Origin of the sequence: Aureitalea marina (genome assembly GCF_002943755.1) — a bacterium.
Lineage (GTDB): Bacteria > Bacteroidota > Bacteroidia > Flavobacteriales > Flavobacteriaceae > Aureitalea > Aureitalea marina.
In genome coordinates, this window is sequence record NZ_MQUB01000003.1 from 1 (window position 1) to 12,201 (window position 12,201).

Consider the following 12,201-nt stretch of genomic DNA (forward strand, 5'->3'; position numbering starts at 1 on the left):
TTGGTCGGGTTTTTTACAGGCCTCTAATCCCAAGCGCTATCCGGACCGGAAGAAGGAATACGATCAACCTGTGGTGGTCAATTGGGTAAACGGTGCCTTTATGTTCTTCCGCAGCTCAGATTTTGACGCTATAGGAGGATTTGACACCAATGTGTTCCTTTATTTTGAAGAAATGGACCTGGGCCATCGCCTCAGGAAGATCGGCAAACAGTGTGTGCTGCATCCCGGTGCCAGGATATTGCATTATCAGGGCGTTAGTATTGGCCGTTCCCGGGAAATAGACAAAGAAGCGTATATTTCCTATCTCTATGTGGTCCGTAAGAACCGAGGATGGGCCTATGCGTTGATGATCAATTTGTATCTGATCCTGGTCTGTCTGATCAAACCAAAAAATGGTATTTATTACCAACCCTATTAAGGGGCGGATCACTCAAAAATTCACTAAAGAATAAACAAACGGCACGAACGAAGGATGCAAGCAGAAATTGACAAAGCCTTAAAAACACTGAAATCCGGGGGATCATTCTCTATCCAACTGATACCAGTTGGGCATTGGCTGTGATGCAACCCATGCGACGGCTGTCGACCGTATCTTCGAACTCAAAAAAAGGCCTGGGGACAAGGCCATGATCTGCTTGGTCAATGACTTTCGCATGCTCTCCCAGTATTTGAACCAGGTACCGGAAATGGCATACGACGTTCTGAAATACGCCAATAAACCTACTACAGTTGTCTATGATGATCCAATTCGTGTGGCCGAAAACCTGGTCGCTGCAGACAACAGCTTGGCCATCAGGGTGGTTCGAGATACCTTTTGCGGAGAACTGATCAAACGCTTGAAAAAACCACTGGTCTCGACCTCAGCCAACCTCAGCGGAGCGCCTACACCGGCTAAATTCAAGGATATTGACAAGGCCATTGTGCAGGGAGTTGATTATGTGGTCAATTGGAATCGAGACAAGGTGAATAAGAGGTCCTCCTCCATCATAAAAATTAAAAATGACGGAACCGTCAAAGTGATAAGAAGCTAAGCCTATGAGCAAGACAACCGGGATGGATTACGAAAGTAAGCCACGCGACTATTACGAAAACGAGCGGGAAGAAATGTTGGAATTCTTGCCAGCCCAGGTGGAACACGTATTGGACGTAGGATGCAGCAACGGGAATTTTGGTCGTATGGTCAAAGAAAAGACCGGTGCCGAGGTACAGGGGATAGAACCCATGAAAGAGTTCGCCGACCTGGCCAGTGAACAACTTGACAAGGTTTATACGGCCACAGTCGAGGACGCCATCGCTCAACTACCCGATAACTATTTTGACGTGATCTATTGTAACGACGTGCTGGAACATCTGGTAGACCCATACTCGGTTCTGAGATCATTTAAGGCTAAACTTAAACCCGGTGGACGGGTCATCAGTTCCATCCCAAACATGCGTTATTTCAGGTCTTTTTTCAAGCTCTTGTTCCAAGGCGAATGGAAGCATGAGGATGAAGGGATCATGGACCGAACCCACCTGCGTTGGTTTACCCAAAAAAGCATGGTCCAGTTATTCGAAGATCAAGGATATGAGGTTTTCGAGCAAAAAGGTATCAACGCCAGTAAATCGCTTAAACCACGTCTGATGAATCTACTGATGCTGGGAGGAGCCGCCGATATGAAGTATATGCAATTTGCTACTGTGGGCGTACTAAAATAAAGGCTACTTGCTTGATTGTAGACTGGGGTAGTCGTACCTTTGCAAAAGCAAAAGCAAATGGCAAAAACATATCCCAAAGCGATCCATCATCCTGTCTTCAAGGATATTTCTTCCGCGGCCAGCGAGCTTCGTCTGGATGCTTATGTTATCGGTGGATTTGTACGGGATTTCTTCCTGGACCGAGGTACGCACAAGGATATTGATATAGTGGCCATTGGAAGCGGGATCGACCTGGCCAAGAAGGTCTCTTCCAAACTTTCTGGAAAACCCAAAGTGACCATTTTTAAGAATTATGGCACGGCCATGATCAAGGCCGGTGACCTGGAATTGGAATTTGTGGGCGCCCGCAAGGAATCCTATCGCAAGGATAGTCGAAATCCGGCGGTGGAAAACGGGACCCTGGAGGATGATCAGAATAGGCGGGATTTTACCATAAATGCGCTGGCCATTAGTTTGAATCCGGACAATTTCGGGGAATTACTGGACCCATTTGGAGGGATGACGGATCTGGAGAACAAACTGATCCGTACGCCACTGGACCCGGATACCACCTACAGCGACGACCCGCTAAGAATGCTCAGGGCCATCCGTTTTGCTACACAGCTGGGTTTTACCATAGAAGAAACTTCCCTGGAGGCCATCGGCCGGAATGCGGAACGGATACGGATCGTATCCAAGGAACGCATAGTCGATGAGATCAATAAGATCCTGGCTACAGATAAACCTTCTGTGGGTTTTGCTATCCTGCATAAAACCGGGCTGTTACCGGAGATATTTCCAGAGCTGTCCGCCTTGGAAGGGATAGAGGAAATGGAAGGTCAGCGCCACAAGGACAATTTCTGGCATACCCTGGAAGTGGTGGATAACCTGGCGGCTACCTCAGATGACCTCTGGCTCCGATGGGCAGCACTATTGCACGATATTGGCAAGGCACCGACCAAACGCTTCGATAAGAAGATCGGCTGGACCTTCCACGGGCACGAATTTGTTGGCGGGAAGATGGTTTACAAACTCTTCAAGCGCTTGAAGATGCCGCTGAACGAGAAAATGAAGTTTGTGCAAAAGATGGTGACCATGAGTTCCCGTCCGATCGTTTTGGCATCTGATGTAACCGATAGTGCCGTTCGCAGGCTGGTTTTTGATGCGGGTGACCACGTAGACGATCTGATGACACTATGCGAGGCAGATATCACAACCAAAAATCCGAAACGATTTAAGCGTTATCACCAGAATTTCAAACGTGTCCGGGAGAAGATCGTCGAGGTAGAAGAGCGAGACCATATCCGAAACTTTCAACCACCGGTCAGCGGGGAAGAAATCATGGCCACTTTTGGCATAGGACCCTCCCGGGAGATTGGGATCATAAAAGAAGCTATAAAAGAAGCCATACTCGAAGGACAGATTCCCAACGAGCATCAGGCGGCATATCAATTCATGCTGGAAAGGGCAGCCAGCCTAGGTTTAAAACCGGTTTAATCATCATGAAGGATCACAAAGGAGTTATCTATTGGCTGTTAGCGGGCTGCGCGCTAATCTTCACCATGGTCATAGTTGGCGGAATAACCCGTTTAACACATTCGGGTCTTTCCATGTCCGACTACAATCTCATCACGGGCACCATTCCTCCCATGAATGAGGCCGAGTGGCAGGCTGCCTTTGAACTGTATCAGCAGTACCCGGAATTTCAAAAGATCAACTTTAATTTCACGCTGGAGGACTTCAAACAGATCTATTTCTGGGAGTGGATACACCGAGTGATCGGACGACTGATCGGCGTGGTTTTCATTATACCATTCCTTTATTTCCTGGTGCGTAAGCAACTCAGTAAAGCGACTATCCGCAAATGTTTGGTTCTACTTTTTTTAGGTGGTTTTCAAGGTTTCCTGGGTTGGTATATGGTAAAAAGCGGCTTGGTAGATCGACCGGATGTCAGTCACTATCGACTCGCCATGCACCTGACTACTGCCTTCATTACCTTTGCTTACACCCTCTGGGTTGCCCTTGATCTGATCTTCCCGGACAAAAAACCAATTGATCGCTCCATGCGTAAACTGATCCGCTGGGGTCTGGCGCTGTTACTGGTGCAGATCGTGTGGGGAGCCTTTGTGGCCGGCCTGGACGCCGGTTGGATCCACAATCACTGGCCCAAGATGAGCGATGGCAAATGGATACACGAAACAGTGACCATAGAGCAGGATCCGGTATGGAAGAATTTCGTAGAAGGTAAGAGTGGTGTGCAATTTGTGCACCGATACATGGCTTACGCTGTTGTGGGAATTATCATCGCGATTTGGTTAAAAGGAAAGAAACGAGTCATGACGACATTCCAAAGTCGAGGTCTGAATGTCCTCCTTGGTTTGGTATTTATACAATTCGTTCTAGGTGTACTAACCCTTCTGATGCAGGTTCCAGTCTGGTTGGGTGTGCTCCACCAGGTCTTTGCATTCTTGTTGTTGGCTGCCATGACTTTTTCCCTGCACAGGTACTCAAAATAAGCCTGGCTTAAAGTATATTTGCACCCTAATTGAAGATGGAGATGATATATCGATTTCGCGTAATTCTGGATACTCACGAAGATGTCTTTCGCGACCTGGAGATCAATGCGGAGGATACCCTGGAGGACCTTCACAATGTGATCGTGCAAAGCTTTGGTTTTGGCGGTCAGGAAATGGCTTCATTTTACCTCAGCGATCCCGAATGGGTACAAGGTGAAGAGATCCCGATGTTCGACATGAGTGAAGTTCCTGGGGAGATCAAAGTGATGAACGAGACCTTCCTGGAAGATGTGGTCAATGAGCAAAGTCCGCGCTTGATCTATGTGTATGACTTTTTAAACATGTGGACTTTTCTAGTCGAGCTGGCAGAGATCGCAGAGATCGAAGAGGGTCGCACCTATCCCAACCTCATCTTTGCTCACGGGCATATTCCGGAAGAGGCACCCGAAAAAGAGTTCATCGCCGAACCGGAATCAGGCTCCCAGGATGCCCTGGACCGGGACTATGATACGGACGATTATCAGGACCTGGATTTTGACCAAAACTGGAACTAGGATTTCCATCCACGACTAACCACAAATACACCATTCACTAAGTGATCAATCTTTACAGTACCCAAATCGACCAGTTGTCCATCCATCGGGTTGGAAACAAGAGTCGGGCTGAAGGACTTTTTCTTTCCGCCACACCCTGCCAGATGAATGACGAACTCCACGCCTTATTGAAGGAATATTTCTTTAAACCCTTTCGCGAAAAAGATGAGGACTACCTCCGTTTTGCTCACGAGGTGGATCTGGAGTTTCACACCCTCCAACAACTCGTTAAACGGGCTTTCGCAAAACAGGAGAATTTTACCAATATCGCCCAGGATATCACCCGTTGTCTATACGAACAATCTGATCATCCGCACATCAAAGGTGGAGAGGTCTACGTGACCTACCTTGAGGGAATCGTGCACGACAATGAGAAAGTTGATGGAATCGGGATCTTCAAATCGGAGTTGACCCAGGATTTTCTGCAATTTGACCAGGGTGAGACTCAATTGGTACCCCGCTTGGAACAAGGGATAAACCTCAGTAAACTAGATAAAGGAGCCCTTATCCTGAACGTGGATGGTGAAGACGGCTTTAAACTACTATCAGTAGATAGCAATCGATACGATACCCGTTATTGGTTGGAGCGTTTCCTGGGGCCGAACCGCTTGCTGACGAGAATTTCAAGACCAAGCACTACCTGAAAATGTGCCAGGATTTTGCCCGTCAGGTTGTTTTACCGGCTGAGGACAAGAAAGAGGAAGTTTTGTTCATGAATCGCGCTGTGAATCACTTCGCCAAGAACGATACTTTCGAAGAGACGCAGTTCATGAACGACGTGATCGAAAATCCGGATCTTATCCCGGAATTCCGTCATTTTAAAACGGAACAGGCTCCTAAGTACAAGATCGAGGATCTGACGACCTTCCCCATCGCCAATACAGCCGTGACCGCTGCCCGAAAGAAGATTCGCAACACCATCGAGTTGGATACCAATATCCAGATCAAGATGGATTTCATCAACCCGGAGAGTGCAGAGCGCTTCGTTGAAAAAGGTTGGGACGAAGAAAAACAGATGTACTACTACCTGGTCTATTTCAACCAGGAGCGCAAGAGCTAAATTCGGTTTGCTTGTAACAATTCCGGGGCAGGATCGTCATATTTCCAGCTAATCACCAAAATCCATTCTGTGGAACACATCCTGACGATCAACAACCTGACCAAGCGATTTGGTCCCATCACGGCAGTCGATAATCTTTCCTTCACCATAGAAAAAGGCAACGTCTATGGGATACTTGGACCAAACGGGAGTGGTAAGTCCACCACCCTAGGTATCGTGCTCAATGTAGTCAACCGGACGGCCGGGGAATTTTCCTGGTTTGATGGTGCCATGGACACACACGAAGCATTAAAACGTGTTGGAGCCATTATTGAACGGCCCAATTTCTATCCCTATATGACGGCGGTACAAAACCTGGAATTGGTCTGCAAGATCAAAGGGGTGGACACGGATAAGGTCGATGAAAAATTGGAAGCTGTGGGTTTGCTGGATCGTAAGGACAGTAAATTCAGAACCTTTTCGCTGGGGATGAAACAACGTCTGGCCATTGCGTCTGCCTTGCTGAACGACCCGGAGATACTGATCCTGGACGAACCCACAAACGGATTGGACCCACAGGGGATTCATCAGATCCGTCAGATCATCAAAGAAATCGCTGCTCAGGGTACCACCATATTACTTGCTTCACACCTGTTGGACGAAGTTGAAAAGGTGTGTACCCATGTGGTCATTCTTAGAAAAGGAGCCAGTTTGTATAGCGGCCGGGTAGATGGTATGAACGCCAGTCATGGCTTCTTTATCCTGGAATCGAACGATATGGAGCAGTTGAAGGCCACCTTGGAAAGTTTGCCTTCCATCGATAAGATCAAATCCGAAGGAGAACAGTTAGTTGCTTACCTGAACCAGCCCATGGATGCCACAGAACTGAACCAACTGATGCATCAGAAAGGCATTGTCCTTTCACATCTGGTCAAACGAAAAGAAAGCCTGGAAGAGCAATTCCTGGAGATCACCAACAACCTAAATTAAGCCATCATGTTACGACTTTTAAGTATAGAAGTACAAAAGCTTCGATACAATAAATCGGCCCGAGTGATCTCTATTGTCTACTTCGTGCTGATCACCTTTATTGCCCTTATCGCCTCTATTGAATTCAATTTTGGGGATATCAATTTCCGTGTTGCAGACCAGGGAATTTTCAATTTTCCATTCATCTGGCACTTCAATACGTATATAGCAGCCATACTAAAAATATTCCTGGCCATTGTCATCGTTTCCATGATGGCCAATGAGTACAGTTACCGGACCCTAAAACAGAACCTGATCGATGGGATCTCGAAAAAGGAGTTCGTTTTGTCCAAATTCATAACTGTTGTAGGTTTCGCAGCCGTATCCACTGTCTTTGTGTTTGTGGTTTCCATGATACTGGGATTGTCCTTTTCAGATTATATGGAGATCGGCATCATCTTTAGTGACCTGGAATACCTTTTGGCTTATTTTATCAAATTAGTTGGATTCTTCTCCTTCTGTCTTTTCCTGGGAGTGCTGGTTAAGCGATCGGCATATGCTATCGGATTCCTGGTGATCTGGTGGTTAGCTGAGGGCTTACTATACTTACTGATGAAATGGCGTTTCTTTAGGGATACGGATATAGCCGAAAACGTGATGCAGTTCTTCCCATTGACTTCAATGTCTAACCTGATCATCGAACCAGCTACCCGACTGGGAGCCGTCCAGAGCGCGGCCAGTCAGTTAGGTGAAAATCTGGATAAGGACTATGAGGTAGGGATCTTACCACTGCTGATCGTCTCTGCATGGATCTTCCTATTTGTTTATTGGTCCTTCCTGATACTGAAGCGCAGGGACTTGTAAAATTAGATCGGTCCTATCCGCATTGCTGGCTAAATTCGATATATTTAGCCTCCTATGCGCCTAGCTGGAATTTTTGCCACTATCCTATTGCTAATCCCACTGACCATGAGGGGTCAGCAAGTCGAGTTATTTACCCAACACAACGGTAATTATGACTATTTAGCGTTTGGGAACACCTTAAACCCAGCTGAAAATAGTGATGGCATATGCGAGATCCTGACCGAGAGCTCGGCCAATTTCTCCCTGCTTGCAGGGCAATCCATCATTGCTGCCTATCTGTATTGGGCCGGATCAGGAACCGGGGATTTTGAAGTAGAGCTGAACGGTATACCTATTGAAGCTGAGCGTCAGTTCTCATTTAATTTTGATAGCCAGGGAACGAACTATGAATTCTTCGGGGCCATGGCCGAAATTACCACTTTGTTGCAGGAGTCGGACACCAACGACTATTTGTTCACTGAACTGGACCTGACCGACGTGATCGAGCCCTTTTGCGCTAACCAAACCAACTTCGGAGGATGGTCGGTAACAGTAGTCTATGAAGATCTTGGGCTGCCGTTGAACCAAGTGGCCATATTTGATGGCTTCGAGGCCGTATCAGGAGGAAATACCACCTTGAACATCGAACTAAATAACCTGGATGTCCTGGACAATATCGGGGCCAAGATCGGTTTCCTGGCCTGGGAAGGAGATTCCGGCCTTGCCGTGGATGAGACGCTCAGGATCAATGGGGCCATTTTGAGTAATCCCCCTTTGAACCCTGCCAATAACGCATTTAATGGGACAAACTCATTCACCAACTCCTCTGAACTTTACAACATGGACATCGATGTGTACAGCATCGAGAATAATATCGACCCCGGAGATACCCAGGCATTGATACAACTTACCTCTGGCCAGGACCTGGTACTGATCAATAATATAGTGACGGTGCTCAACACAGAATTGCCTGATGCAACAATCGAGATCTCACTGCGGGATCCCATCGTTTGTGGAGATACAGATTTCACCTTGGACTATACCGTATTTAACCTGAACAGTACGGGAGAACTAGTGGCAAAAACTCCTATTGCTTTTTACATTGACGATGTCTGAGCCGGCCGACTAAGACATCGTCAATGTAAAAAGCAATAGGAGTTTTGCCACTAGTTCTCCCGTACTGTTCAGGTTAAATACGGTATAGTCCAAGGTGAAATCTGTATCTCCACAAACGATGGGATCCCGCAGTGAGATCTCGATTGTTGCATCAGGCAATTCTGTGTTGAGCACCGTCACTATATTATTGATCAGTACCAGGTCCTGGCCAGAGGTAAGTTGTATCAATGCCTGGGTATCTCCGGGGTCGATATTATTCTCGATGCTGTACACATCGATGTCCATGTTGTAAAGTTCAGAGGAGTTGGTGAATGAGTTTGTCCCATTAAATGCGTTATTGGCAGGGTTCAAAGGGGGATTACTCAAAATGGCCCCATTGATCCTGAGCGTCTCATCCACGGCAAGGCCGGAATCTCCTTCCCAGGCCAGGAAACCGATCTTGGCCCCGATATTGTCCAGGACATCCAGGTTATTTAGTTCGATGTTCAAGGTGGTATTTCCTCCTGATACGGCCTCGAAGCCATCAAATATGGCCACTTGGTTCAACGGCAGCCCAAGATCTTCATAGACTACTGTTACCGACCATCCTCCGAAGTTGGTTTGGTTAGCGCAAAAGGGCTCGATCACGTCGGTCAGGTCCAGTTCAGTGAACAAATAGTCGTTGGTGTCCGACTCCTGCAACAAAGTGGTAATTTCGGCCATGGCCCCGAAGAATTCATAGTTCGTTCCCTGGCTATCAAAATTAAATGAGAACTGACGCTCAGCTTCAATAGGTATACCGTTCAGCTCTACTTCAAAATCCCCGGTTCCTGATCCGGCCCAATACAGATAGGCAGCAATGATGGATTGCCCTGCAAGCAGGGAGAAATTGGCCGAGCTCTCGGTCAGGATCTCGCATATGCCATCACTATTTTCAGCTGGGTTTAAGGTGTTCCCAAACGCTAAATAGTCATAATTACCGTTGTGTTGGGTAAATAACTCGACTTGCTGACCCCTCATGGTCAGTGGGATTAGCAATAGGATAGTGGCAAAAATTCCAGCTAGGCGCATAGGAGGCTAAATATATCGAATTTAGCCAGCAATGCGGATAGGACCGATCTAATTTTACAAGTCCCTGCGCTTCAGTATCAGGAAGGACCAATAAACAAATAGGAAGATCCATGCAGAGACGATCAGCAGTGGTAAGATCCCTACCTCATAGTCCTTATCCAGATTTTCACCTAACTGACTGGCCGCGCTCTGGACGGCTCCCAGTCGGGTAGCTGGTTCGATGATCAGGTTAGACATTGAAGTCAATGGGAAGAACTGCATCACGTTTTCGGCTATATCCGTATCCCTAAAGAAACGCCATTTCATCAGTAAGTATAGTAAGCCCTCAGCTAACCACCAGATCACCAGGAATCCGATAGCATATGCCGATCGCTTAACCAGCACTCCCAGGAAAAGACAGAAGGAGAAGAATCCAACTAATTTGATAAAATAAGCCAAAAGGTATTCCAGGTCACTAAAGATGATGCCGATCTCCATATAATCTGAAAAGGACAATCCCAGTATCATGGAAACCACAAACACAAAGACAGTGGATACCGGCTGCGAAACCTACAACAGTTATGAATTTGGACAAAACGAACTCCTTTTCGAGATCCCATCGATCAGGTTCTGTTTTAGGGTCCGGTAACTGTACTCATTGGCCATCATGGAAACGATGACAATGGCCAGGAATATTTTTAGTATGGCTGCTATATACGTATTGAGTGCCAGATGAATGGAAAATTGAAAATTCCCTGGTCTGCAACACGGAAATTGATATCCCCAAAATTGAATTCAATAGAGGCGATAAGGGCAATAAAGGTGATCAGCACGAAGTAGACAATAGAGATCACTCGGCCGATTTATTGTATCGAAGCTTTTGTACTTCTATACTTAAAGTCGTAACATGATGGCTTAATTTAGGTTGTTGGTGATCTCCAGGAATTGCTCTTCCAGGCTTTCTTTTCGTTTGACCAGATGTGAAAGGACAATGCCTTTCTGATGCATCAGTTGGTTCAGTTCTGTGGCATCCATGGGCTGGTTCAGGTAAGCAACTAACTGTTCTCCTTCGGATTTGATCTTATCGATGGAAGGCAAACTTTCCAAGGTGGCCTTCAACTGCTCCATATCGTTCGATTCCAGGATAAAGAAGCCATGACTGGCGTTCATACCATCTACCCGGCCGCTATACAAACTGGCTCCTTTTCTAAGAATGACCACATGGGTACACACCTTTTCAACTTCGTTCCAACAGGTGTGAAGCAAGTAATATGGTGGTACCCTGAGCAGCGATTTCTTTGATGATCTGACGGATCTGATGAATCCCCTGTGGGTCCAATCCGTTTGTGGGTTCGTCCAGGATCAGTATCTCCGGGTCGTTCAGCAAGGCAGACGCAATGGCCAGACGTTGTTTCATCCCCAGCGAAAAGGTTCTGAATTTACTGTCCTTACGATCCAGCAAACCCACAGCTTCCAATTTTCATCGACCTTATCCGTGTCCACCCCTTTGATCTTGCAGACCAATTCCAGGTTTTGTACCGCCGTCATATAGGGATAGAAATTGGGCCGTTCAATAATGGCTCCAACACGTTTTAATGCTTCGTGTGTGTCCATGGCACCATCAAACCAGGAAAATTCCCCGGCCGTCCGGTTGACTACATTGAGCACGATACCTAGGTGGTGGACTTACCACTCCCGTTTGGTCCAAGTATCCCATAGACGTTGCCTTTTTCTATGGTGAAGGAAAGATTATCGACTGCCGTGATGGGACCAAATCGCTTGGTCAGGTTGTTGATCGTCAGGATGTGTTCCACAGAATGGATTTTGGTGATTAGCTGGAAATATGACGATCCTGCCCGGAATTGTTACAAGCAAACCGAATTTAGCTCTTGCGCTCCTGGTTGAAATAGACCAGGTAGTAGTACATCTGTTTTTCTTCGTCCCAACCTTTTTCAACGAAGCGCTCTGCACTCTCCGGGTTGATGAAATCCATCTTGATCTGGATATTGGTATCCAACTCGATGGTGTTGCGAATCTTCTTTCGGGCAGCGGTCACGGGCTGTATTGGCGATGGGGAAGGTCGTCAGATCCTCGATCTTGTACTTAGGAGCCCTGTTCCGTTTTAAAATGACGGAATTCCGGGATAAGATCCGGATTTTCGATCACGTCGTTCATGAACTGCGTCTCTTCGAAAGTATCGTTCTTGGCGAAGTGATTCACAGCGCGATTCATGAACAAAACTTCCTCTTTCTTGTCCTCAGCCGGTAAAACAACCTGACGGGCAAAATCCTGGCACATTTTCAGGTAGTGCTTGGTCTTGAAATTCTCGTCAGCAAGCGGTTCGGCCCCCAGGAAACGCCCTCCAACCAATAACGGGTATCGTATCGATTGCTATCTACGATAGTAGTTTAAAGCCGTC

The 12,201-nt window shown here is 46.8% G+C and carries 10 protein-coding genes and 4 pseudogenes; 10 read left to right on the plus strand and 4 right to left on the minus strand.

Features of this window, described 5'->3' with window-relative positions; all coding sequences use genetic code 11:
* The 10 genes and pseudogenes from BST85_RS14365 to BST85_RS14145 all read left to right on the plus strand — a co-directional run.
* A partial coding sequence (locus BST85_RS14365; RefSeq protein WP_181040047.1) for a glycosyltransferase family 2 protein occupies nt 1–418 on the plus strand: 418 nt, incomplete at its 5' end.
* 127 nt (nt 419–545) lie between these two features.
* The gene (locus BST85_RS14105) at nt 546–1,031 is read left to right on the plus strand and encodes an L-threonylcarbamoyladenylate synthase (protein WP_342750441.1); all 486 of its coding nucleotides are present in this window, start codon (nt 546–548) and stop codon (nt 1,029–1,031) included.
* A 4-nt stretch (nt 1,032–1,035) separates the two neighbouring features.
* Complete coding sequence (locus BST85_RS14110) at nt 1,036–1,698, plus strand: class I SAM-dependent methyltransferase (RefSeq protein ID WP_245917655.1); 663 nt, start codon at nt 1,036–1,038, stop codon at nt 1,696–1,698.
* A gap of 57 nt (nt 1,699–1,755) precedes the next feature.
* A complete protein-coding gene (locus BST85_RS14115) occupies nt 1,756–3,174 on the plus strand; it encodes a CCA tRNA nucleotidyltransferase (protein WP_104812660.1) in 1,419 nt (472 codons plus the stop codon).
* A gap of 5 nt (nt 3,175–3,179) precedes the next feature.
* Nucleotides 3,180–4,193 carry a COX15/CtaA family protein gene (locus tag BST85_RS14120; protein ID WP_104812661.1) on the plus strand — a complete coding sequence of 338 codons (1,014 nt, stop codon included), beginning with the start codon at nt 3,180–3,182 and terminating at the stop codon, nt 4,191–4,193.
* Between the two features lie 41 nt (nt 4,194–4,234).
* Nucleotides 4,235–4,747 carry an IS1096 element passenger TnpR family protein gene (locus BST85_RS14125; RefSeq protein WP_104813945.1) on the plus strand — a complete coding sequence of 171 codons (513 nt, stop codon included), beginning with the start codon at nt 4,235–4,237 and terminating at the stop codon, nt 4,745–4,747.
* Nucleotides 4,748–4,788: 41 nt separating this feature from the next.
* A pseudogene (locus tag BST85_RS14130) lies at nt 4,789–5,846 on the plus strand (nucleoid-associated protein).
* Between the two features lie 69 nt (nt 5,847–5,915).
* Entirely contained in the window at nt 5,916–6,815 is a 900-nt protein-coding gene (locus BST85_RS14135; RefSeq protein WP_104812663.1) for an ABC transporter ATP-binding protein, read from the plus strand.
* Between the two features lie 6 nt (nt 6,816–6,821).
* On the plus strand, nt 6,822–7,658 hold the full coding sequence (locus tag BST85_RS14140; protein WP_104812664.1) for an ABC transporter permease: 837 nt from the start codon (nt 6,822–6,824) through the stop codon (nt 7,656–7,658).
* Nucleotides 7,659–7,712: 54 nt separating this feature from the next.
* Complete coding sequence (locus tag BST85_RS14145; RefSeq protein WP_104814027.1) at nt 7,713–8,753, plus strand: hypothetical protein; 1,041 nt, start codon at nt 7,713–7,715, stop codon at nt 8,751–8,753.
* Between the two features lie 9 nt (nt 8,754–8,762).
* Here the strand turns inward: BST85_RS14145 and BST85_RS14150 are convergent, their stop codons facing one another.
* From BST85_RS14150 to BST85_RS14165, 4 genes and pseudogenes are all read right to left on the minus strand, one after another.
* Nucleotides 8,763–9,803: a hypothetical protein gene (locus tag BST85_RS14150; RefSeq protein ID WP_104814028.1), complete on the minus strand. Its 1,041-nt coding sequence runs from the start codon at nt 9,801–9,803 to the stop codon at nt 8,763–8,765.
* A 54-nt stretch (nt 9,804–9,857) separates the two neighbouring features.
* Nucleotides 9,858–10,674: pseudogene (locus tag BST85_RS14155) on the minus strand (ABC transporter permease).
* A 23-nt stretch (nt 10,675–10,697) separates the two neighbouring features.
* A pseudogene (locus tag BST85_RS14160) lies at nt 10,698–11,596 on the minus strand (ABC transporter ATP-binding protein).
* 68 nt (nt 11,597–11,664) lie between these two features.
* Nucleotides 11,665–12,181 (minus strand): annotated as a pseudogene (locus BST85_RS14165) (nucleoid-associated protein); the annotation flags it as partial.
* Nucleotides 12,182–12,201 lie beyond the last annotated feature (20 nt).